This window comes from Novosphingobium rhizosphaerae (assembly GCF_050920675.1).
Lineage (GTDB): Bacteria > Pseudomonadota > Alphaproteobacteria > Sphingomonadales > Sphingomonadaceae > Novosphingobium > Novosphingobium rhizosphaerae.
The window spans coordinates 2,685,715-2,706,863 of sequence record NZ_CP137861.1 but is presented as its reverse complement, the minus strand read 5'-3'; the positions used below and the strand labels follow the sequence as shown (position 1 = coordinate 2,706,863).

The following is a 21,149-nucleotide window of genomic DNA, read 5'->3' as shown; positions in this document are numbered from 1 at the left end:
GGCGCTGCCCCTAACCGTTTCGCCCTCGCGCGTCCACTTTTTGCGCCAAAACCGCCGGGAACCGCGTCTGTTGCAGCGCATTGCATGGTCCATGAGGACCCTGCCCCCGCTTTTGCCGCTGCTATCGCTGATCGCGATTGGCGCCTGTGCCACGCTGCCGCAGGAGCCGCGCAGCGATGGCATGGCGCGGCTGGGCGAAACCACGCGCGTCGGTGCGCTGACCGTGCGCCCGCTGGCCGTGGTGGAAGACAGTCGCTGCCCGGAAAACGCCCGCTGCATCGTGGCTGGCCGGCTGATCGTGCAAGCGCGCGTGGGACGCGACATGCGCAATCTGGAACTGCGCAAGCCCGACGCTGCGGGCGTGGTGCTGGACAGCGCCGATCCCGCCAAGCGCACCGACAGGCGGATCCTGCCGGGCGCATGGCGGTTTCATTTCAGTGCGGTCAGGCCGTAACCAGCTTCTGGGTCGAGCCGGCAAAGATTTCGTCGATAGCGCCACCGAGCGCCGCGTCGAATTCCGCTTCGCTCATCTGATAACGCAGGTCTTCGAGCAGCGCGCGGCTGAAGCTGGCGATGATGCCGCGGTTCTTGGACAGTTCGACGCAGGCTTCCGGACGCGCATAGCCACCCGACAGTGCGACCACGCGCAGGACTGCCGGATGATCGACCAGCGCATCGAACGTGCCCGGAACCTTGGGCAGCGACAGCTTGAGCATCACGCGGGTGCCTTCGGGCAGGGCATCGAGCGCCTTGAGGATCTCGTCGCGCAGGATGGTGTCGCAGGCTTCGCGCGTTTCGCTCTTGATGTTCACTTCAGGCTCGATGATCGGCATCAGGCCGCCGGCCAGGATCTGCAGGCCCACTTCGAACTGCTGCTTGACCACGGCGGCAATGCCCTCGGCATTGGCCGAGTGGATCACCGAGCGTTCCTTGGTGCCGAACACGCCCAGCGCCTTTGACCGCGCCACCAGCGCGTCAAGCTCGGGCATCGGCTTCATCAGCTGGACGCCATTGGCTTCGTCTTCCAGGCCCTTGTCCACCTTGATGAACGGCACCACGCCCTTTTCGATCAGCGCGCTGGGAACGGGCTTGCCATCGACCGTGCCATCCATCGTGCGTTCGAACAGGATCGCGCCGATCACCTTGTCGCCGTTGAACACGGCCGAACGAATGATGCGGCTGCGCATCTCGTGGATCAGGCCGAACATTTCCTCGTCGTTGGAATAGGCGCTTTCTTCCACGCCATAGCCCTTGAGCGCCTTGGGCGTCGAACCGCCGCTCTGGTCCAGCGCGGCAATAAAGCCATGTCCGGCAGCCATCTTTTCGGTCATTTCAGCGTGGTTCATGATCGGTCCTGTGGATCTGGGTGAGCAACGCCAAGGCGCCGCCGTGGAAAGGGCTATCTGGCAGGTGGCGAATCTGGCCGCGCATACCTATGCACATCCACGCAATAAACAGGCGCGCGCTGCACTGCAACACGCGCCTGCAAAAAAGTTGCGATCAGGCTTCCAGGGCGGCCACGCCGGGCAGTTCCTTGCCTTCCATCCATTCGAGGAAAGCGCCGCCAGCAGTTGAGATATATGAGAAATCGGCCGCCACGCCAGCGTGGTTGAGCGCCGCGACGGTATCTCCGCCACCGGCGACCGACACCAGCGAGCCTTCCTTGGTGAGCGCGGCTGCGGTCTTGGCCAGGGCCACCGTGGCGGCATCGAACGGGGCAATCTCGAACGCGCCGAGCGGCCCGTTCCACACCAGCGTGCGGCAGGTCTTGAGCACATCGCCCAGCGCTTCGACCGCTGCCGGGCCGACGTCGAGGATCATTTCGTCGGCGCCCACCTCGTGCACGTTGGCGGTGCGCAGGCTGGGCGGATTGGCCGCGAATTCCTTGGACAGCACGACATCATAGGGCAGGTGCACGGTGCAGCCGGCCTTGTCGGCATTGTCGAGGATTTCCTCGGCAGTTCCGGTCAGGTCGTGCTCGCACAGCGACTTGCCCACGTCCACGCCGCGCGCGGCCAGGAACGTGTTGGCCATGCCGCCACCGATGATCAGGTGATCGACCTTGGACACCAGGTGCTTGAGCACGTCGAGCTTGGTCGAAACCTTCGCCCCGCCAACCACGGCGGCGACCGGCTTCACCGGCTTGCCCAGCGCCTTTTCCAGCGCTTCGAGTTCGGCCTGCATGGCGCGCCCGGCATAGGCCGGCAGGGCCTTGGCCAGGCCTTCGGTAGAAGCATGGGCGCGGTGCGCGGCCGAGAAGGCATCGTTGACATAGACCTGGCCCAGCGCGGCGATCGCCGCGACCAGATCGGGGTCGTTCTTTTCCTCGCCCTTGTGGAAGCGGGTGTTTTCCAGGACGGCGATGGTGCCGTTGTCGAGCGCAGCCACCGCAGCAACCGCCGCTTCGCCGGCGCAATCGTCGATGAAAGCGACCGGGCGGCCCAGCACGTGGCTCAGCGCGGGCACGACCTGGCGGAGCGAGTTGGCTTCGCTGCGTTCACCCTTGGGGCGGCCGAAGTGGGCCAGGATCAGCACTTTGGCGCCCTTGTCGGCCAGTTCGGTCAGCGTCGGCACAGCCGCGCGCAGGCGGGTATCGTCGGTCACCTGGCCGTCGGCCATCGGCACGTTGAGATCCTCGCGCACCAGCACGGCCTTGCCGGCGACATCGCCCAGATCATCGAGAGTCTTGAAAGTCATGGCGCTATACCCCTGTTCCACAAGGAAAAGGCCCGGCACCCGCCGCTGCTCTCAAAGCAGACGCGCGGGGCCGGGCCTTCGCATTTCAGGCGATTAGATCAGCTTGCCCATCGCGCCGGCCGTATCGACCATGCGGTTGGAGAAGCCCCATTCGTTGTCGTACCACGACAGCACGCGCACCAGCTTGCCATCGATCACGGCCGTTTCCAGGCTGTCGACGGTCGAGGAATGGGCATCGTGGTTGTAGTCGATCGAGACCAGCGGTTCTTCGCTATAGGCCAGCACGCCCTTGAGCGGGCCTTCGGCCGCTGCCTTGAGCAGCGCGTTGACTTCTTCCTTGGTCGTGTCGCGCTTGGGCTGGAACGTGAGGTCCACCACCGAGACGTTGGGGGTCGGCACGCGGATCGCCGAACCGTCGAGCTTGCCCTTGAGTTCGGGCAGCACTTCGCCCACGGCGCGCGCGGCACCGGTGGTGGTGGGGATCATGCTCATCGCCGCGGCGCGCGAACGGCGCGGGTCGGAGTGGATCTGGTCGAGAATCTTCTGGTCGTTGGTGTAGCTGTGCACCGTGGTCATCAGGCCACGTTCGATGCCGATGGCATCGTTGAGCACCTTGGCAAACGGCGCCAGGCAGTTGGTGGTGCACGAAGCATTCGACACGATCAGGTGATCGGCGGTCAGCTTGTCGTGGTTCACGCCGAACACGACGGTGAGATCGACGTTCTTGGCAGGGGCCGAGATCAGCACGCGCTTGGCGCCAGCTTCGATGTGCTTGAGGCCGCCTTCACGATCGGTGAAGAAGCCGGTGCATTCGAGCGCGATGTCGATGCCGAGTTCGGCGTGCGGCAGCTTGGCCGGGTCACGCTCGGCCGTCACCTTGATGCGCTTGCCGTCGATCACCAGGTCGTTGCCGTCCACTTCGACAGTGCCCGGATAGGCGCCATGCACGCTGTCACGCTTGAACAGCAGGGCATTGGCCTTGGCGCTGGCCAGGTCGTTGATGGCGACCAGTTCCAGGCCACAGTCGGGCCGTTCGAGAATGGCACGCGCCACATTGCGGCCGATACGCCCGAAACCGTTGATTGCAACCTTGGTCGCCATGGTCTTACTCCTTCGAATTGAAGACACCGAATGGATTGGCATGATGAGAGGCCGAGCGGCCCGGGCGATTACCCGAGCCGTTCGAGAACTTGCGGCACGATCTTGGCCGCGGTCAGGCCGAAGTGATCGTAAAGCACCGGGGCCGGGGCCGAAGCGCCGAAGCTGTCGATGCCGATGGCCAGGCCATCGCCGACATACTTCTGCCAGCCGAACGTGGTGCCCGCCTCGATCGAGACCTTGAGCACGTCGGCCGGGATCAGGTCTGCCTTGTAGGCTTCGTCCTGAGCTTCGAACAGTTCCCAGCTTGGCATCGACACGACGTCGGCGCCGATGCCCTTGTCTTCCAGCGCCTTGGCCACGTCAACCGCAATGGACACTTCCGAACCGGTGGCCAGCAGCACGACCTTGCGCGCGGCACTGGCGGCAACCAGGCGATAGGCGCCCTGCGCGCTGAGCATCGCACCATCGTGGCGCAGCTGCGGCAGGTTCTGGCGGGTGAGCGCCAGGACGGACGGCGTCGTGGGCGAAGCCAGCGCCAGGTTCCAGCATTCGGCGGTTTCCACCGCATCGGCCGGGCGGAACACCTGGAGATTGGGGATCATGCGCAGGCTCATCACCGTTTCGATCGGCTGGTGCGTGGGGCCATCCTCGCCCAGGCCGATGGAATCGTGCGTGAGCACATAGATCACCCGCGCGTGCTGGAGCGCAGACATGCGGATCGCGTTGCGGCAGTAGTCGGCAAAGACCAGGAACGTGCCGCCGTACGGGATAATCCCGCCATGCAAGGCCATGCCGTTCATCGCGGCCGACATGCCGAATTCGCGAATGCCGTAATAGACATAGCGGCCGGCATAGTCGGCCGGGCCGAACGGCGTGGTGGCCTTGGTCTTGGTGTTGTTGGAACCGGTCAGGTCGGCCGAGCCGCCGACCATTTCGGGCACCAGCGGGGTGAGCACTTCAAGCGCGAGTTCCGACGCCTTGCGCGAGGCGATGTTCTGGGTCTTGCCCAGCCATTCGCCGAAGGCCAGGCCGGCTTCCTCGCCCGAGGGCAGTTCGCCCGCCATGCGGCGCATCAGTTCGGTGCCTTGCGGGTTGGCAGCCAGGCGCCCTTCCCATTCGGCGCGCAGATCGCGGCCAGCGTCACCCGTGGCGCGCCAATGGCTGAGGATGTCTGCGGGGATTTCGAACGGCGCGGCCGTCCAACCGAGATATTCGCGCGCGGCGGCAATCTCGTCCTTGCCCAGCGGCGCGCCGTGGACGTTGTGGCCGCCCTGCTTGTTGGGCGCGCCCTTGCCGATCACCGTGCGGCACGAGATCAGCGAGGGGCGATCATCGGCCATCGCGGCGGCAATCGCGCGCTCGATATCGGCGAAATCGTGACCGTCGCAATCTTCGGTGTGCCAGCCGCTGGCGCGGTAGCGAGCGAGGATATCTTCGCTGGTCGAGAGCGAAGTATCCCCGTCGATGGTGATCTTGTTGTTGTCCCACAACACGACCAGGCGCCCAAGGCCCAGCGTGCCGGCCAGGCCCACCGCTTCGTGGTTGATGCCTTCCATCAGGCAGCCATCGCCGGCCACCACCCAGGTGCGGTGATCGACCAGGTCGTCGCCGAACTGGGCGTTGAGGTGGCGTTCGGCCATCGCCATGCCCACGGCCATGGCAAAGCCCTGGCCCAGCGGGCCGGTGGTGCATTCCACGCCGGGCAGCAGGAAGTTTTCCGGGTGGCCGGCGCAGGGGCTGTTGAGCTGGCGGAAATTGCGGATGTCATCCATCGTCGGCTGTTGATAGCCCGACAGATGGAGCAGCGCATAAAGCAGCATCGAGCCATGGCCCGCCGACAGCACGAAGCGATCGCGATCGGCCCACTTGGGCGCGGTGGGATCGAACTTCAAAAAGCGCGACCACAACACCGTGGCAACGTCTGCCATGCCCATCGGCATGCCAGGATGGCCGGATTCCGCTGCCTGGACCGCGTCCATCGCCAGCGCACGGATCGCGTTGGCCATGGGTGCCAGCGCGGTCGGATCGCTTGTCATATTCGGGTTGGTGTCCTTACTCACACGCCCGGCGCACGGGCGCGTCTGATTCGGGGAAATCGCGGCCTCTTTGGTTCCCCGGCTTGCCAGCGTCAAGCACAAGGGACCGAACAAATCGCCCGGTACGCCAGGTAGCCGCGTTTGACAGCGCAATCTGCGGCCAAGACCGCATGTAGGCCCGATCTATGCACCCCGATCTATACACAGGGGAACTTGCAGCCAACAGCCAGTGTGATACCGCAAGAATCATGGCAATCTTGGACGGCAATTCGGCAGACGGCACTGCGCCAGTTGAAAACGGCGATCTCTTTTCAGCGATCGAACGGGTGGAACTGGCGCTGACGCGGCTGGAAGAGGTCGTGGCGCGTCAGCAGGCCGATGCACAGGGCACCGCCACTGCGCAGGAAGAACGGGCCGCCCAGGCCGAACTCACCGAGCTCAAATCGCGCCACCGCAAGCTGCGCGAACGCGTGACCGAGGAATTGCAGCAGCTGGACCTGTTGCTGTCCAGCCTGCCGCAATAACCGGTACGCGCGGCAGCAGCACCAAGGCCAGAGGCCAGGGGGAACGACGACGACCATGCAGATGACCAATGTGACTCTGACGATTGGTGGCCGGTCGCTCACCATTTCCGTGGCTGCGGGCGAAGAGGCCCACGTGGAAATGCTTGGCCGCATGATCGACGATCGCGTGCGACGCATGGGCAACGTCGCCACCCAGGGCGAAGCGCGCATGCTGCTGTTCGCCTCGCTCATGCTGGCCGACGAACTGCACGAGGCGCACAGCCGCCCAGCGCCGGCGCCACAACCGGCACCGCCCGCGGCGCCCTCGCCCGAACTGGTCGCCCGCGTGGCGCGGTTGGCAGAGCGGGTGGAAAACCTGGCGCATAAACTGGCACCACCCCTTGAGCCCGACGCCACGAATGCCTAGATTGCGCAGTGACGGGTTCTGCCCGGCACGCGCCGCATGAAACATCCCTGAGGCTATAAGCAAATCCAAGGGGGCTGTCCCTACCTGGGCCCTGGCACAGGCACATGGTCCCCACCTGACGTTGAGGCGTCAGAGGATTTTCCCGGAGAACGACCCATGGTGGGCCCGTCACCCCCATCCACGCTGCCGGAAGAGGCCGCAAAGGCCGCAGCGCAAGCCATCGCGGCCAAGCAGGCCCTGCGCAAGGATCTGCGCGCGCGCCGCCGCGCCCATGTCGAGGCGCTCGATCCGCGCACGCGCGCGCTGCTGTTTCGCCGCCCGCCCGCGCCGCTGCTCGCGCTGGTGCCCCCCGCCTCCACCATCGCGCTGTACAACGCCAGCCCGTGGGAAGCGCCCGCCGCGAGCTATGCCACGTTTTTCCATGAAGCCGGCCATGCCGTCGCCCTGCCCTGGTTTGCCGATCGGGCCGCGCCGATGCAGTTTCGCCAGTGGCTGATCCCGCCGCTGGAAGACGTGCTGGAACCCGATCCCTGGGGCGTGCTGCAGCCGGCCGCCGATGCGCCCGAAGCCACGCCCGACGTGCTGTTCGTGCCGCTGGTGGGCTTTACCGCGCAAGGCCAGCGCCTGGGCCAGGGCGGCGGGCATTATGACCGCTGGCTGGAAGCGAACCCACAGGCAGTGCCGATCGGCATGGCCTGGGACGCGCAGTGCGTGGAAAGCCTACCCGCAGAAGCGCACGACATTCCCTTGCGCGCCGTGGTTACGCCCACCCGGCTCTACGGGCCGTTTTGATGGACCCGCAGCGCCCGCACTTCAACCCGCCACCCCCGCCCACCTGGCGCAAGCCGGTGGGTATCCTGGTGCTGCTGGCGGCCTTGGCCATCTATGCCGGCGTGGTGATGGCCCTGGGCGGATGGATCGGGCGCTTGCCCGTGCTGGCGCAAGTGCCGGTCTATCTGGTGCTGGGCACGGCATGGCTGCTGCCGCTGCGCCGCTTCCTGATCTGGATGGAAACCGGCCGCTGGGGCTGAGCCCCAGGCACACCGCCTAACGCAGCGCAAATACGGACACCGCAAACAAAAAAGGCTTCCCGCAGGAAGCCTTTTTGAAAACCACCAAGTGGCGCGAGTGACGGGGCTCGAACCCGCGACCTCCGGCGTGACAGGCCGGCACTCTAACCAACTGAGCTACACCCGCGTACCCTTGGGGTTTGCGCCTCTAAGGCGCCCGGTCTTGCCTGTCAACTGCCAAACTGCCGCTCCCGGCCCTGGCGATAAAACCTTGTTCGAGCAAGGTTTTCATTGACCAACAATACCTTACCCAAGGGAATGGCGCGAGTGACGGGGCTCGAACCCGCGACCTCCGGCGTGACAGGCCGGCACTCTAACCAACTGAGCTACACCCGCAGTTCCCTTGGGGTGAGGCGCCTCTATGCCGGGCGGCGGCGGGTGTCAACAAAGGGTCATGCAGAATTTTCGCAGCAAGCTGTGGAAATTTACGCCTGCGCCAACAAACATCGGGCGATCAAACCGCCACTGGCGCGGCCAGGTGCCCCTGGGGATGATAGCCTTCCACGGCGAAATCCTCGATCGCATAGGCAAAGATCGATTCGGGCCGGCGTCCGATCATCAGCCGCGGCGCTTCACCACTGGGCACGCGCTGCAACTGCGCCGCGATCAGGTCGGCATGGTTGAGATAGAGGTGGGTATCTCCGCCCATCCACACGAGCTCGCCCGCCTCCAGATCGCACTGCTGGGCCAGCATGTGCACGAACAGCGCCGCGCCCCACAGGTTGAACGGCAGGCCCAGCACCACGTCGCAGCTGCGCTGATAGAGCACGCAAGACAGGCGATTGCCCGATACATGGAACTGATAGGTCTTGTGACACGGCGGCAGCGCCATCGCGTCCAGCTCGGCCACGTTCCACCCTTCCACGATGTGGCGCCGGCTGCCCGGATTGCGGCGCAGGCTATCGACCACGTCCGCCACCTGGTTCACGCCCTGGTCGCGGCGGCGATAGAGCACGCCCCCGTCCCCGTTCTGCCCCACCGGCTCATAGACCGGCCAATCGACCCATTGCTTGCCATAGACGGGGCCAAGATCGCCCCATTGCGCGGCAAAAGCGGCATCGGCCACGACCCGTGCCGAAAAATCGGCCCTGCTGATCGCCTCGCCCGTTTCACGGCGATAGCGATCGAGCGGCCAGTCGGTCCAGATTTCCACCCCTTGCGCGCACAACGCGCGAATATTGGTGTCGCCGGTCAGGAACCACAGGAATTCGCGCGTGGCGGTTTTCCAGAATACCCGCTTGGTCGACAGCAGCGGCACCCGCCCGTCCGACAGATCGAACCGCAACTGCGCACCGAACACCGCGCGGGTGCCAACGCCGGTGCGATCCATGCGCTCGTCCCCCTGCGTCCAGATCTGGCGCATCAGGTCAAGGTATTGCCATTCAAAGTGGTCGGTGCGGGATTCGGTCAGGCTGGTCATAGCCTCAGCCTTAGGTGCGCCAGCGCAAAGGTCAAATCGGGACACGATACGACGCTGGAAACGAAAAAAGCCGGCATGGCGCCGGCTTTTTCATCGTCCTGCATAACAGGAAGAATAAGTGGTCGGGGAGAGAGGATTCGAACCTCCGGCCCCTGCCTCCCGAAGACAGTGCTCTACCAGGCTGAGCTACTCCCCGACCGGAGCGGTTCGGGCTAGGCCGTCCCCGCTGGGCAGGGCCGCCCTATATGCGGGCGATTTCGGGTGCGCAAGCCTTCATTCAAAAACTTATCAACAGTTTGAGTGAATCTTTTGTAAATCAACATCTTAGACCGTTCCCGTCAAGACAAAGATACGCCTTCAATGGTGATGCGATGCATTTCGCGGCGGTGGCCGTGGTAGTCGTTATAGGCATAGTGCCAGGTGGACCGGTTGTCCCAGAACGCGATCGAGCCGGGGCGCCAGTGGAAGTCTTCCTGGAATTCAGGCCGCTTGGCATGCTCATAGAGCCTGGCCAGCAGATCGGCGGAGGCTTCGTCCGACAGGCCCAGCACGCGCACCGTGAAACTGGGGTTTACATAGAGCGCACGCTTGCCGCTGAGCGGATGGGTGATCACCACCGGGTGCACCGGATCATCCAGCACGTCGGCCGCAGAGGCATTGCCGATGCGGCCATCGCTGCGCGTGTCCTGCAATGATTCATAGGCTGCCGCCTTGCTGCCGAACACGTGGCGGGCGGAATGGACCGCCTGGAGTTCATCGACTTGCGCCTTGAGCGCCGGCGGCAAGCCATCATAGGCCGCGGTCATCGAAGCAAACGCGGTCGCCCCGCCCTGCGGCGGCAATTCGCGCGCCACCAGGATCGAACCGAGCGCCGGGGCAAAGTCATAGGAATGGTCGGTGTGCCAGCCGCCGCCGATATTGTGTTGCTGATCGGGCTCTTTCACCACCAGCGCGATTTCGGGATAGCGCGGATGGGCGGCAAAAAAGCGGTTGATGTTGATCGGGCCCCAACTCTGCGCAAAGGCGATGTGCTGCTCCTCGGTGATCTGCTGATCGCGGAAGAAGATCACGCCATGATCGGCAAAGGCGGCGCGGATGGCGGCCAGATCGATCTCTGGCAGCGGGCTGGCGAGATCGACGCCCAGGATTTCGGCGCCGACGCGCCCATGCTTGCGAATTTCGAGTGTCATGCGGTCACCTCGTTGGAAACGGTAGGTTGCGGCGCGGCGGCGCCAGGACGGAACGGCAGGGGGCCTTCGACTGCGCGCGCTGCCTGAACGGCGGGCAGCGCCTCGAACCGGGCGGAAAAAGCCGACAGGGCGGGAAGATCGGCCAGCGCCGGGCCAAAATGCGGGACATAGCTGGCAAAGACGCCTAGATAGGCATCGGCAATGGTGAACCGGCCGCCCACCAGCCAGTCGGCCTGGGCGAGATGATCCTCGATTGGCTGGTATGCCTCGCGCAGGCGGCGCCGCGCAGCCAGGCGGATACCCTCATGTGCGGCCGGATCGTCGGAATAGAGATGCGGGCGATTGCCCACGCACTGCGTGGCGCCGTGGATCTCGCTGTTGATATAGCCGATCCACGACTGGATCAGCGCGCGCTCCACACTGCTGGCGGGCGCGAACAGGCTGGTGCCGGGCCGCTGATCAGCCAGGAACGGCAGGATCGCCGAATTTTCGCCAATCACCGTGCCATCGTCGAGCACCAGGGCGGGAATGCGGCCGTAAGGCGTGCGCGCGGCAAGGTCATCCCCCCCGGCCCCAACCGCAACAGTTGGACCGCCACCGGCAGATCGAGTTCGCGGATGATCACATGGGCCGGCAGGCTGGTTGCGCCAGGCGAGGCAAGCAATTGCATCGAAATGGGTATCCCTGAAAATGCACGAGCGGGGAGCGGGCCGCCAAGCCCCCTCCCCGCCGATTATCAAACGCTGGCGCGCCTTAGGCCGGCTGGCCGCTGGCGGCGCGTTCCTGGCGCGTGGTGCGGCTGTGGCGCCCATCGATGCCCACCGGCACGTCGCCAGCAACCGTGGCGCGGCGCAAGGTGCGGCGCTGTAGGCCGAAATCGGCGATCGCGCGGTGCTGCGTGCTGCGGTTGTCCCAGAAGGCCACGTCGCCAGGCTGCCAGCGCCAGCGCACGGTGTTTTCCGGCTTGGTGATGTGATCCTGCAGGATGTTGAACAGACGCGCCGAATCCGCCTCGCTCAAGCCCACGAAGCGCTTGACGAAATGGCCCAGCAGCAGGCTGCGCTGCCCGCTGACGGGGTGGACCCGCACCACCGGATGTTCGGTTTCGTAGACCGTCGAGGCGAAGACCGACTTGTGGTAGAGCGTGCGCTCCTTGGCGGTTTCCTGCGCCGTTTCGGAAACCCCCGCTGCGGCGAGGGTGGCGGCATAGTCGTAATCGTTGCTATGCACCGCCCAGAGGTTGTTGACCAACTGGCGCAACGGCTCGGGCAGGCCTTCATAGGCGGTTTCGCCATTGGCCCACAGCGTGTCGCCGCCCGCCTCGGGAATGGTGATGCCGCGCAGGATCGAAGCCTTGGGATAGGCAGCCAGGAACGTGACGTCGGTGTGCCACGACGAAGCGGCGTAGCCTTCCTTGCTGTCGAGTTCGAGCAGGTACTTCGAGCCTTCGGCGACGGGCACGGTGGGATGGGCCACCGGATCGCCGAACAGGGCGGTCAGCGCCTCGTGCTCGGCATTGTCGAGATGCTGCTGGCCGCGGAAGAACAAGACCTTGTGCCGCACGAGTGCGGCCTCGATGGCCTGGACGGTGCCGGCGTCGAGATCGCCCGACAGCGCCAGCCCGTGGATTTCGGCGCCGATGCGGCCACACACGGGGCGAATATCGAGCGGCGAGGACGGATCCTTGGCATTGGGATAGCTGGCAACGATGGTGGCCATGGACAGGTTCCTTGTGAAGCGGGCGTCGTCAGCCGGCATCGAGCCGGTGCGCGCAAACATGGGACAACGATCGGGAAACAGAGATCGGGCAGATTCGGCAGCGCTGCAAAAAGCGCATGCGGATCAACACATTCGATTGGTCTTGTGCATCGTATCACCTCGACTTGGTGGAGGGATCACGAAGCCTGGCGATGTCGCCCCAGCATTCGCGCGCTTTAGCGGTTGGTCACGCGGAGCAAGCTGCTTCCCATCAAATGCCGCGAGCCGGTTCGGGCGGTGAGGCCCCCTTTTCCTGGCCGGGGAAAAGGTGTTTGCGAACTATCTCTACTCTATCAATTGACATTTTCCATGCAAGGCGAGCGAGAACAAGATTTGCGTGGCCGCCCCCAAGCGGAATTATCAATCCGCAGCGCGATCAGCTTGCGCCAGCCAGCGATCGCGGCTGGCATCGGAAACCAGGCCGGCGGCATCGCGCGCGGCCAGTTGGCGGCGAACATCGCCATGGCGGCGCTCGTCGAGCGGAAAGCCGTTGATCACCGCGGCCGACAGGATGTGCCCCAGGGCCGGGCCCAGCGCGAACAGCCACTTGAGATGCTCGAGCACGGCGGGCGGATTGGTGCCGCGCGGATCGAAGCCGATCCAGGCGGCCAGCGGCAGCGCCACCCCGATGGCAAGCGCCACGCCGGCCTTGTCGGATAGCGAGAAGACCGAGAAGAACAGGCCGATGCGATCGTCCCCGGTGCGCAGGCGACGGTAATCGGCCACGTCCGCCACGATCGAACGCAGCATGAGATTGCCCGATCCCTGCGTCAGGCCCTGGGCGATGGTGAGCACGAGGAGCAGCGCGACCGATCCGGGGGCGAGCGCCAGCAGAGCCAGGTTGATCGCCACTTGCGTCAGTTCGCCGGCAACCGCGGCGCGCTCCTTGCCCACGCGGCGGCCGATCGCCAGCCATAGCGGGCAGGCAAAGATGCCGAACACGTATTGCAGCAGAAACAGGCCCGGCGCCCAGGCCGGCTTGCCGATGTAAAAGCTGATGAAGAACACGAAGAGCGCGGTGCGCACCCCTTGCGCCAGGCGTACCGAAAAGTTCGACGCCAGCACGCGCAGTAGCATGCCTTCGCCAAACACCAGGCGCAGCGTGTGCCACACCCGCACCGGCTCTTGCACGCCGGCCGGCGGCGGGGGTTCAGGCAAGGCGCGAATGCCGAGCGGCAGCGTGAACAGCAGCAGGGCAAAGACCATCGCGCCCATCGCCGCCAGTTCCAGCCGCGGCTGCCCGGCCAGCCGGGTGACCAGCAGGCTGGGCAGGACCAGGGCCAGCAAGAGCGCCACGCAAGTCAGCGCCTGGCCATAAGTGGTGATGCGGGTGCGCTCGTGATAGGCGCCCGAAAGCTCCCCCATCCAGGCGGCCAGTGGCGTGGCCATCATCGAATAACCGAGATAGAGCACGAACAGCGCGGCCGAGAGCGCCAAAGGCCCAAACCAGGCCGGCGGCAGGAACACCGGCACCGCGCCAAGCGCAAAGATCGCCGCGCCGCCCGCGATCCATGGGCGGCGACGCCCCCAGCGGCTGCGCGTGCGATCGGACAGCAGCCCGATGGCCGGATCGATCACCGCGTCCCACAGCCGCGCAAGCAGGAAAATCACGCCCACCGTGCCCAGCGAAAAACCGAACGCGCTGGCATAGAGCGGCGGGACATACGTGCTGAGCGGCACTTCCACGGCCGCGAGCGGCATGCCCAGGCTGGAAAAGGCGATCAGCCGCGCCGGACCGAGCCTGGCTGGCGCAGCGGCAGCCGGAGCGCGGCCGGCGGCATCGAGGGCAAGCGTGCTCATGCCACAAGTTCCTTTGTTTCGGGGGAAAGCGGCGCAGCAAACCCGGCATCGGGCCGGACCAGGCCCAGGTTTGCGCGCAAGGTCGAGCCTTCATATTCGGTGCGGAACAGGCCGCGCCGGCGCAGTTCGGGGAGAACCAGCTCGATCACGTCATCCAGGCCTTGCGGGAAGATCGGCGCCAGGATGTTGAACCCGTCGGCGGCGCCGTCCTCGAACCAGGCCTGCAATTCGTCGACGATCTCTGCTGGCGTGCCCACCAGGACCAGGTGCCCGCGCGCGGCCGACATGCGCGAGACGAGCTGGCGAACCGAAAGGCCCTGCTCCACCGCGAGGTCGTAAAACAGTTTCTGCCGGCTCTGCCATCCTTGGGTGAAAGGCGGCGGTGGCGGCGGCGCGTCGAGATCGACCGTCGTCAGGTCCCAATCGAGGAAGGTGCGGATCGAGGCGAGCGCGCCGGCCACATCGACGAACGCATGCAGCCGGGCCAACTTGGCTTCGGCTTCTTCGCGCGTCGGGGCGACGTAGATGGTCACGCCCGGCATCACCACCAGGCTGTCGCGCGGCCTGCCCAGCGCCTGCGCCTTGTCTTTCAGCCCCTGGGCAAAGGCGCGCGCCGCGGCCCGGCTCTGTTGCGCGGTGAAGACCACTTCGGCCGTCGCGGCGGCCAGGGCCTGGCCATCTTCGGACGATCCGGCCTGCACGATGACAGGATGGCCCTGCGGCGGGCGCCCGGTCTGCAGCGGCCCCGCCACGCGGAAGTGATCGCCCACGTGGTCCACCCGGCGTAGCCGCGCGGGATCGTAGAACCGCCCGCTGGCCTTGTCAGCCAGGATCGCGTCGTCGGCAAAGCTGTCCCACAGCCGCTTGACGACCTCTACGTGCTCGGCCGCGATCGCATAGCGGGCGTCATGGGCCAGCTGGTGGTCCAGCCCGAAATTGGCCGCTTCGGCATCGCTGCCCGACGTGACGAGGTTCCACCCCGCCCGACCGCCCGAAAGCTGGTCGAGCGCGGCGAATTTGCGCGCCACATGGTAGGGCGGCATATAGGTGGTGGAAACCGTGGCGATCAGGCCGATGTGGCTGGTGTGCGTGGCCAGCGCCGAAAGCAGGGTCAGCGGCTCGCCGGTATAGACCGGTGGAGTATAGCTGATCGCCTCGGGCGTGGTGCCGAACAGCGCCACATTGTCGGCCAGGAACACCGCGTCGAACTTGGCGCGTTCGGCCTTCTGGGCCAGATCGCGCCAATATTCGAAACGGAACGGCGCGCGCGGATCGACATCGGGATGCCGCCAGGCGGCGGCGTGGTGCCCCACGCCGAACAGGAACGCGCCAAGTTTCATGCGGCGCCCCGCCGGCTGTTCCGCCACGGTTTCCTGGCTCATGATCAGAACGTCCGCGTGATGGTGCCGCCGAACGTGCGGGGGTTGCCATAGACCTCGATCACCGGGGCCGAGGCGCTCGCCGCGCCATAGGACACCGCATAGCGTTCGTTGGTTACGTTCTTGGCCCAGGCCTGAAGCTGCCAGCGGTTGTCCTGCGTGCGCAGGCCCAGCCCGACGTTGGTGATCGCGACGGGGGCCTGCCAGCCATAGATCGAGCGCGGATTGATATAGGCGATCCGGCTTTTCCAGCTGGTGTTGGCATAGCCGGTGACGTTCCACTCGCCCCCGATCGGCTGGTCGAGATCGATGCCGCCCTGCACCGTCCACTTGGCTGCGCCGGCCACCTGGTAGCCTGTGAGCGAAAGCGGCACGGCCGCGCCGCCATTGGCCACCTGGAATTCCAGCGGTGCCGGGGCATCGGCATAATCGAGGTATTTCGCGTCGTTATAGGCGACGTTGGCATTCAGGCCCAAGGCCGGCACCGGGCGATAGGTGGTTTCCAGCTCGAAACCGCGCAGGCGCACCTTGCCCACGTTGGCAAGGTAGGTCCCGAACGAGGCGTTGGTCTGGTCGACGCGGGTGCCCTGATAATCGGTGATGGTGTTGTTGTAGAAGTTGAGGTTGATCGTCGCCTTGCCGCCGGCCAGGCTGGTCTTGATGCCGGCCTCGAAATCGGTGGACTTTTCCGGGCGGGTGATCACCAGCGCCGCCTGGGCCGCCGTGGCTGACGTGTTGGCCGCGCCCGACTTTTCGCCATGGCTGGCCGAAGCGTAGAGCAGCACGCCCGGCGTGACCTGCCAGGCCGGGTTGATCAACCAGGCGACCGAGCCACGGCTGACTTCGTTGTCGAGCGTATAGGCGCCTGCCGCTGCGCCCGTGGTGCCGCCCAGATTATTGAGCAAGGCCGTGCGCAAGGTGGCGCCTGCGGGATTGAGGCTGCTGACGTTGAGGGCATAGCCGGCAACGTTCACCTGCTTCTTTTCCCAGGTATAGCGCACGCCGCCGGTGATCGAGAACGTGGAGGTCACGTGCGCGGTCACCTGGCCGAACCCGGCGATGCTGTCGATCGTCAGGTGCCCGTCGCGATCGTATTCCAGCCCGTTGAGGTAGGAGGACGGCACGCCCGAGGCGAGGAAGAAGGTGGAAGCATCGGACCCGAAGATCGTGCGCAGGTTGCTGCGGAGCTTTTCGTGCAGGTAATAGGCGCCAACCTGCCAGTCGATCGTGCTGCCCTTGTCCGAAGCAAGCCGAAGTTCCTGCGAATACTGATTGACGTCAACGTCATAGCCGGCACGATAGATGTCCAGCGGGCTATAGTCGCTGTCGTTGTAGGGGCGGAAATAGAGCCGGCGCCACGCGGTCACGCCGGTCAGGTTGACGCCGCCCAGATCCCAGTTGATCTCGTTCGAAACGCCATCGGTGTTGGCCACCAGGCGGTCCTGGTTGTTGAGATTGGCGTTGTAGGGGCCATTGAGATTGGGGGTGTAGCCAAACCGCGCCAGCTTGGCCGTCCAGCTGCCGGTGCGCGCCGAATTGACCGTGCCGTTCAGGTTCAGGTTCTGCGTAACGTCTGCCACCGGCGGATAGAAGTTGTTGTATTCGTTCGTCTCGTAATGCTCGGCAATCAGGCGCGAGGAGAAGTTGGACGTGGGCGTGAACAGCAATTGCCCGCGCACCGACCAGCGATTGTTGTCGAGCAGCTTGGCGCCATTGTAGGCGTTGGTGTTCCAACCGCCGCCCTTGCTTTCGGCAAAGGTCAGGCGATAGGCCAGCTTGTCGGCGATGATCGGCCCGGTGGCGTTGGCGCGCACCTGCACCGCATCGTAATTCCCGTAGGTGGCCTGGAGGGTATAGGACGGTTCGAACTTGGGCTTGGCGGTCTGGACGATCACCGCGCCGATGGTGGTGTTCTTGCCCAGCAGCGTGCCCTGCGGCCCGCGCACCACCTGGATGTTTTCCAGATCGACGAAATCGAGCCAGGAAAAGCCCACGTGGGTGAAGAACACGTTGTCGACGATCAGGCCCACGCCGCCTTCGGCGCCATCGTTGCTGGCATTGCCGCCCAGGCCACGGATGTAGAGGCCCGAGACGCGGGTGTTCTGTTGCAGCGCGCTGAAATTGGGCACGCGCAGGGCGAACTCGCTTACGCGCTCGATCCGCTTGGTGGTCAGTTCCGCGCCCGAAATCGCGGAAATGGCCAGCGGCACGTTCTGCAGCTTTTCCTCGCGGTGACGCGCCGTGACGGTGATGGCGCTGGCGTCGATCACATCGGGGCTGGCAGGGTCAGCCGTGGGCGCGGGCGCCTGTTCGGCTGCGGCGGACGCGGCGCTATCAGCCGCGTGGGCAAGGCCGGGCAGCGCGAGCGCGGTGGAGGCAAGCAGCAGCGCGCCCAGGCCCGTGGCCGGGCGGGTGGCAAACGAAATCGACATGAAACAGGTCCCTCATGGACAGGCCGCGCAGGCAAGCGTGCCGCGCACGGCAACGCCGCGCAGCCATTGGAAAATCTGGATGTGGGTTTGCGCGCGGGCCCTTCCCTGGCAGGGTGCGGGGCGTGCGGCGCTTGTTATGATCTTATGATTGGCATTGCATCGTATAACCCCTGAAACAGCGGGGAACACGAAGCCTGGCGATGTCGCCCCAGCGTTCGCGCGCTTTAGCCGTTGGTAACGCGGAGCAAGCTGCTTCCCGATCAAAAGCCGCGGGCCCACGACGCGGCCCTCGCGGGCCGGCACAGCGTGGGGCCAGCCCGCTGCGTCTTGATCTCTATTTATTTGATAGAGTTTTGACCGTCAAGCAACCGTGATAGGTTCGCGTGGCAAAGCAATTCTTGGGCGCACCAAAAGCCTGGTTGCTGGAACCGGTTCCCTGCCCTTTCGGGAACCACCGCCTTTGCCCGGCGGTTCAGACACAAAACAGCAATCCTTTCAGAAAGAACCTGCGCCATGGACCGGCTCTTTACCGCATTTGCCAACCGCATCTCTGCGCTGGCCGGCCAGCCGGCGAGTTTTGCCCTGGCCACCCTGATCATTCTCGTCTGGGCCATATCGGGACCAATCTTCGCCTGGTCCGACACCTGGCAGCTGGTGATCAACACCGGCACCACCATCGTCACGTTCCTGATGGTCTTCGTGATCCAGAACGCCCAGAACCGCGATGCAGCGGCGATGCAGGCCAAGCTGGACGAACTGATCCGCGCGCTGGACGGCGCACGCGGCGATTTCATCGGGATCGAGCACCTGTCCGATAGCAAGATTTCCGATATCCGCACCGCGCTGGAACAGGAAAGCGGCTGCGATACCAAGCAGGCCAGCGTGGAACAGAGCGTGGAAGTGCTGCTGCGCCGCCGATGAAGCGGTGGTGATTGCGAAGACCTGCCCTTATTTCAATGGCATCGACACCATCAGACACTTTCAGATGAAACCGCCTTGGGCTAGGCTGGCTGCAACATGCGGATAGAGCAAGGATAATGGCACTGTGACATTGCGGATAATGGTTCTCGCTTCCACGGCCATGGTGGCAGCGCTGCAGCCGGCACTGGCGGCGCCCGCGGCCAGGCCCGCCGCCGCCCCGGTGGCGAAGGGAGCAATCGGTGGGTGGGGTGTGGATCTTTCCGGCCGCGATCTTTCGGTCAAGCCGGGCGACGATTTCGACACGTATGCCAACGGCAAATGGAAAGCGCGCACGCCGATCCCGGATGATCGGCCCAACATCGGCACGCTGGCCCTGATCGACGAGCAGGTGCAGGCCCAGATGAAAGACCTGGTGGCCGGCATGCCAGCAGACAGCCAGGTCGGCGCGCTCTATGCCAGCTTCATGAATGAAGCCGCGGTCGAACAGCGCGGGATCGCGCCGCTTCAGGCCGATGTGGCCAAAGTGATGGCCCTGCCCGACAAGGCCGCCTTTGCCCGCTATATGGGCGCGGCCCAAGGCACCTTCGGCATCAGCATGGTCGATTATGGCGTGGGGCCCGATACGGCCAATGCCGGGCTCAACGTCCTTTCGCTCGGCCAGGGCGGCCTGGGCCTGCCCGAGCGGGACTATTACCTCAAGCCCGCATTCGCGCCGCAGCGCGAAGCCTATGTCGCCTATATCACCCGCACCCTGCAAACCCTGGGCGTGCCCCAGCCCGCCGACGCGGCCAGCAAGATCATGGCGTTCGAAACCCAGATCGCCACGCTGAGCTGGGATATTGCCCGCCGCCGCGATCGCAGCGCCACCAACAACCCGATGTCTTCAGCCCAGCTTGCCGACTATGCGCCGGGGCTGGACTGGGCAGCCTATTTCGACGGCGCCGGCGTTGCCCCGCAACCGCGCATCATCGTGCGCGAAAACACCGCGATCCGCGACATCGCCGCGCTCTATGCGCAAACCCCGCTCGAAACGCTCAAGCTGTGGCAGGCATTCCATGTCGCCGACCAGGCCTCGCCCTTCCTCACCAAGGCGATGGTCGACAGCCGCTTTGCCTTCTCCCGCACCTTGACCGGCGTTGCCCAGATCAAGCCCCGGTGGAAGCGCGGGCTGGAACTGGTCAACAGCCAATTGGGCGAAGCAGCCGGCCAGGCTTATGTCGCCAAGTATTTCCCACCCCAATCGAAGGCGCGGATGCAGACGCTGGTGGCCAATCTGCGCGCCGCCTTCGAAACCCGTATCCAGGCCAATCCGTGGATGAGCGAGCCGACCAAGCAGGCCGCGCTGGCCAAGCTGGCGCGGATCGACGTGATGGTGGGCTATCCCGACAAGTGGCGCGACTATTCGGCGCTGACGATCAAGCCCGATGATCTTTACGGCAATGTCGTGCGCGCGGCGCGCTTCAACGCCGATTATGCGAAGGAAGACCTGGGCAAGCCGGTCGATCGCAAGAAATGGGGCATGAACCCGCAGACGGTGAACGCCTACAACGGCGGGGCCAAGCTGCAGATCGTATTTCCGGCCGGCATCCTGCAACCGCCGCTGTTCGATCCGCGCGCGGATGACGCGGTAAACTATGGCGCAACGGGCGCGATCATCGGCCACGAAATCAGCCACAGCTTTGACGACCAGGGCCGCAAGATCGACGCGAAGGGCGCCATCGCCGATTGGTGGACGCCGCAGGATGCGCAGCGGTTCGAAGCCGAAGCGAAAGTGTTTGGCGACGAATATGCGCGGTTCGAAGCCGCGCCTGGCGCGTTCATCAATCCCAAGCTGACCATGGGCGAAAACATCGCCGATCTTGCCGGCTTGCAGGTGGCGCTCGATGCGTATCACAAGTCGCTGCGCGGCAAGCCTGCGCCGGTGATCGGCGGGCTGACCGGCGACCAGCGCTTCTTCCTCTCGTTCGCGCAGGCCTGGCGCGCCAACCAGCGCGTGGATGCCCTGCGCAACCAGGTGACGACCGACCCGCACAGCCCGGCCCGCTTCCGTATCCTGGGCCCGCTGCCCAATATCGAGGCATGGTACCAGGCCTTTGGCGTCAAGCCGGGTGATGCGATGTACATCCCCGCCGACAAGCGCGCCAAGCTGTGGTGAACTGACGGAAAAAGAAAGCCCCCTCCTCAGGAGGGGGCTTTTTTGTGGGTGATCAGTCCAGCTTGGCGCGGATCTTGGCGATCAGCTTGCTGATGCGCTCGGCCGCTTCGGTGAAGGTTTCCACGTCGGCCCGGTTGTTGTTGCCGCGCGCTTCCTTGGCGGATTCGAGGTAGCCTTCCAGGTCCACCTCCAGCGCGTCCACGATCATTTCGCCTTCATCCTCGCTCAGCGTGAGCTTGATAGTCTTGTCCACAACGGGC

General features: G+C 65.1%; 20 protein-coding genes and 3 tRNA genes. 7 read left to right on the top strand and 16 right to left on the bottom strand.

The window, feature by feature from the left end; translation table 11 throughout:
- The first annotated feature begins 91 nt into the window (after positions 1 to 91).
- Entirely contained in the window at positions 92 to 454 is a 363-nt protein-coding gene (locus R9J51_RS12390) for a hypothetical protein (RefSeq protein WP_179504614.1), read from the top strand.
- Here R9J51_RS12390 and R9J51_RS12385 read toward each other — a convergent pair.
- The 4 genes from R9J51_RS12385 to tkt form a co-directional block, all read right to left on the bottom strand.
- Positions 444 to 1,346, bottom strand: coding sequence for a fructose bisphosphate aldolase (locus R9J51_RS12385; protein WP_179504613.1), 903 nt, complete (start codon positions 1,344 to 1,346; stop codon positions 444 to 446). The genes R9J51_RS12390 and R9J51_RS12385 overlap by 11 nt on opposite strands.
- 154 nt (positions 1,347 to 1,500) lie before the next feature.
- Positions 1,501 to 2,697 (bottom strand): phosphoglycerate kinase, encoded by a 1,197-nt coding sequence (locus R9J51_RS12380; protein WP_179504612.1) that lies wholly within the window; start codon positions 2,695 to 2,697, stop codon positions 1,501 to 1,503.
- 93 nt (positions 2,698 to 2,790) lie between these two features.
- Positions 2,791 to 3,798: a type I glyceraldehyde-3-phosphate dehydrogenase gene (gene gap / locus R9J51_RS12375; RefSeq protein WP_169474314.1), complete on the bottom strand. Its 1,008-nt coding sequence runs from the start codon at positions 3,796 to 3,798 to the stop codon at positions 2,791 to 2,793.
- 68 nt (positions 3,799 to 3,866) lie between these two features.
- Positions 3,867 to 5,834, bottom strand: a complete 1,968-nt coding sequence (gene tkt / locus R9J51_RS12370; RefSeq protein WP_179504611.1) for a transketolase — start codon at positions 5,832 to 5,834, stop codon at positions 3,867 to 3,869.
- Between the two features lie 248 nt (positions 5,835 to 6,082).
- Here tkt and R9J51_RS12365 point away from each other — a divergent pair, with 248 nt between their 5' ends.
- The 4 genes from R9J51_RS12365 to R9J51_RS12350 all read left to right on the top strand — a co-directional run bounded on the left by R9J51_RS12365 (position 6,083) and on the right by R9J51_RS12350 (position 7,795).
- The gene (locus tag R9J51_RS12365) at positions 6,083 to 6,358 is read left to right on the top strand and encodes a hypothetical protein (RefSeq protein WP_168554733.1); all 276 of its coding nucleotides are present in this window, start codon (positions 6,083 to 6,085) and stop codon (positions 6,356 to 6,358) included.
- 55 nt (positions 6,359 to 6,413) lie between these two features.
- Positions 6,414 to 6,764, top strand: coding sequence for a cell division protein ZapA (locus tag R9J51_RS12360; RefSeq protein WP_246865896.1), 351 nt, complete (start codon positions 6,414 to 6,416; stop codon positions 6,762 to 6,764).
- Between the two features lie 156 nt (positions 6,765 to 6,920).
- Entirely contained in the window at positions 6,921 to 7,556 is a 636-nt protein-coding gene (locus R9J51_RS12355) for a 5-formyltetrahydrofolate cyclo-ligase (RefSeq protein WP_179504610.1), read from the top strand.
- On the top strand, positions 7,556 to 7,795 hold the full coding sequence (locus tag R9J51_RS12350) for a DUF2842 domain-containing protein (RefSeq protein ID WP_179504609.1): 240 nt from the start codon (positions 7,556 to 7,558) through the stop codon (positions 7,793 to 7,795). The genes R9J51_RS12355 and R9J51_RS12350 overlap by 1 nt, the downstream gene beginning before the upstream one ends.
- An 89-nt stretch (positions 7,796 to 7,884) precedes the next feature.
- Here R9J51_RS12350 and R9J51_RS12345 read toward each other — a convergent pair.
- The 11 genes from R9J51_RS12345 to R9J51_RS12295 all read right to left on the bottom strand — a co-directional run bounded on the left by R9J51_RS12345 (position 7,885) and on the right by R9J51_RS12295 (position 17,813).
- A tRNA-Asp gene (locus R9J51_RS12345) sits at positions 7,885 to 7,961 on the bottom strand.
- A gap of 132 nt (positions 7,962 to 8,093) precedes the next feature.
- Positions 8,094 to 8,170, bottom strand: a tRNA-Asp gene (locus R9J51_RS12340).
- Between the two features lie 118 nt (positions 8,171 to 8,288).
- Positions 8,289 to 9,254 (bottom strand): thymidylate synthase, encoded by a 966-nt coding sequence (thyA, locus tag R9J51_RS12335; RefSeq protein ID WP_179504608.1) that lies wholly within the window; start codon positions 9,252 to 9,254, stop codon positions 8,289 to 8,291.
- A gap of 119 nt (positions 9,255 to 9,373) precedes the next feature.
- Positions 9,374 to 9,450, bottom strand: a tRNA-Pro gene (locus R9J51_RS12330).
- Between the two features lie 142 nt (positions 9,451 to 9,592).
- On the bottom strand, positions 9,593 to 10,444 hold the full coding sequence (locus tag R9J51_RS12325; protein WP_179504607.1) for a TauD/TfdA family dioxygenase: 852 nt from the start codon (positions 10,442 to 10,444) through the stop codon (positions 9,593 to 9,595).
- Positions 10,441 to 10,962, bottom strand: coding sequence for a glutathione S-transferase family protein (locus tag R9J51_RS12320; RefSeq protein ID WP_432787426.1), 522 nt, complete (start codon positions 10,960 to 10,962; stop codon positions 10,441 to 10,443). The genes R9J51_RS12325 and R9J51_RS12320 overlap by 4 nt, the downstream gene beginning before the upstream one ends.
- On the bottom strand, positions 10,941 to 11,114 hold the full coding sequence (locus R9J51_RS12315) for a hypothetical protein (protein WP_432787424.1): 174 nt from the start codon (positions 11,112 to 11,114) through the stop codon (positions 10,941 to 10,943). Before R9J51_RS12315 ends, R9J51_RS12320 begins: the two co-directional genes overlap by 22 nt.
- An 83-nt stretch (positions 11,115 to 11,197) precedes the next feature.
- Entirely contained in the window at positions 11,198 to 12,163 is a 966-nt protein-coding gene (locus tag R9J51_RS12310) for a TauD/TfdA dioxygenase family protein (RefSeq protein ID WP_179504605.1), read from the bottom strand.
- 399 nt (positions 12,164 to 12,562) lie between these two features.
- Positions 12,563 to 14,002: an MFS transporter gene (locus R9J51_RS12305; RefSeq protein WP_179504604.1), complete on the bottom strand. Its 1,440-nt coding sequence runs from the start codon at positions 14,000 to 14,002 to the stop codon at positions 12,563 to 12,565.
- Positions 13,999 to 15,384 carry an LLM class flavin-dependent oxidoreductase gene (locus R9J51_RS12300; RefSeq protein WP_432787423.1) on the bottom strand — a complete coding sequence of 462 codons (1,386 nt, stop codon included), beginning with the start codon at positions 15,382 to 15,384 and terminating at the stop codon, positions 13,999 to 14,001. The genes R9J51_RS12305 and R9J51_RS12300 overlap by 4 nt, the downstream gene beginning before the upstream one ends.
- A gap of 2 nt (positions 15,385 to 15,386) precedes the next feature.
- On the bottom strand, positions 15,387 to 17,813 hold the full coding sequence (locus R9J51_RS12295) for a TonB-dependent receptor (protein ID WP_179504603.1): 2,427 nt from the start codon (positions 17,811 to 17,813) through the stop codon (positions 15,387 to 15,389).
- A 513-nt stretch (positions 17,814 to 18,326) separates the two neighbouring features.
- Between R9J51_RS12295 and R9J51_RS12290 the strand changes: the two genes are divergently transcribed.
- Together R9J51_RS12290 and R9J51_RS12285 are read left to right on the top strand one after the other, a co-directional pair.
- Positions 18,327 to 18,734, top strand: coding sequence for a low affinity iron permease family protein (locus R9J51_RS12290; protein ID WP_168554724.1), 408 nt, complete (start codon positions 18,327 to 18,329; stop codon positions 18,732 to 18,734).
- 139 nt (positions 18,735 to 18,873) lie between these two features.
- Positions 18,874 to 20,889 carry a M13 family metallopeptidase gene (locus R9J51_RS12285; protein WP_179504602.1) on the top strand — a complete coding sequence of 672 codons (2,016 nt, stop codon included), beginning with the start codon at positions 18,874 to 18,876 and terminating at the stop codon, positions 20,887 to 20,889.
- Between the two features lie 52 nt (positions 20,890 to 20,941).
- Here the strand turns inward: R9J51_RS12285 and R9J51_RS12280 are convergent, their stop codons facing one another.
- Positions 20,942 to 21,142, bottom strand: coding sequence for a hypothetical protein (locus tag R9J51_RS12280; RefSeq protein ID WP_110760943.1), 201 nt, complete (start codon positions 21,140 to 21,142; stop codon positions 20,942 to 20,944).
- Positions 21,143 to 21,149: the final 7 nt, after the last annotated feature.

Excerpts from the sequence above, each read along its gene's own strand:
- R9J51_RS12390 (WP_179504614.1), top strand. The coding sequence starts at position 92 with ATGAGGACCCTGCCCCCGCTTTTGCCGCTGCTATCGCTGATCGCGATT.
- R9J51_RS12385 (WP_179504613.1), bottom strand. The coding sequence starts at position 1,346 with ATGAACCACGCTGAAATGACCGAAAAGATGGCTGCCGGACATGGCTTT.
- R9J51_RS12380 (WP_179504612.1), bottom strand. The coding sequence starts at position 2,697 with ATGACTTTCAAGACTCTCGATGATCTGGGCGATGTCGCCGGCAAGGCC.
- gap (WP_169474314.1), bottom strand. The coding sequence starts at position 3,798 with ATGGCGACCAAGGTTGCAATCAACGGTTTCGGGCGTATCGGCCGCAAT.
- tkt (WP_179504611.1), bottom strand. The coding sequence starts at position 5,834 with ATGACAAGCGATCCGACCGCGCTGGCACCCATGGCCAACGCGATCCGT.
- R9J51_RS12365 (WP_168554733.1), top strand. The coding sequence starts at position 6,083 with ATGGCAATCTTGGACGGCAATTCGGCAGACGGCACTGCGCCAGTTGAA.
- R9J51_RS12360 (WP_246865896.1), top strand. The coding sequence starts at position 6,414 with ATGCAGATGACCAATGTGACTCTGACGATTGGTGGCCGGTCGCTCACC.
- R9J51_RS12355 (WP_179504610.1), top strand. The coding sequence starts at position 6,921 with ATGGTGGGCCCGTCACCCCCATCCACGCTGCCGGAAGAGGCCGCAAAG.
- R9J51_RS12350 (WP_179504609.1), top strand. The coding sequence starts at position 7,556 with ATGGACCCGCAGCGCCCGCACTTCAACCCGCCACCCCCGCCCACCTGG.
- thyA (WP_179504608.1), bottom strand. The coding sequence starts at position 9,254 with ATGACCAGCCTGACCGAATCCCGCACCGACCACTTTGAATGGCAATAC.
- R9J51_RS12325 (WP_179504607.1), bottom strand. The coding sequence starts at position 10,444 with ATGACACTCGAAATTCGCAAGCATGGGCGCGTCGGCGCCGAAATCCTG.
- R9J51_RS12315 (WP_432787424.1), bottom strand. The coding sequence starts at position 11,114 with ATGCAATTGCTTGCCTCGCCTGGCGCAACCAGCCTGCCGGCCCATGTG.
- R9J51_RS12310 (WP_179504605.1), bottom strand. The coding sequence starts at position 12,163 with ATGGCCACCATCGTTGCCAGCTATCCCAATGCCAAGGATCCGTCCTCG.
- R9J51_RS12305 (WP_179504604.1), bottom strand. The coding sequence starts at position 14,002 with ATGAGCACGCTTGCCCTCGATGCCGCCGGCCGCGCTCCGGCTGCCGCT.
- R9J51_RS12300 (WP_432787423.1), bottom strand. The coding sequence starts at position 15,384 with ATGAGCCAGGAAACCGTGGCGGAACAGCCGGCGGGGCGCCGCATGAAA.
- R9J51_RS12295 (WP_179504603.1), bottom strand. The coding sequence starts at position 17,813 with ATGTCGATTTCGTTTGCCACCCGCCCGGCCACGGGCCTGGGCGCGCTG.
- R9J51_RS12290 (WP_168554724.1), top strand. The coding sequence starts at position 18,327 with ATGGACCGGCTCTTTACCGCATTTGCCAACCGCATCTCTGCGCTGGCC.
- R9J51_RS12285 (WP_179504602.1), top strand. The coding sequence starts at position 18,874 with ATGGTTCTCGCTTCCACGGCCATGGTGGCAGCGCTGCAGCCGGCACTG.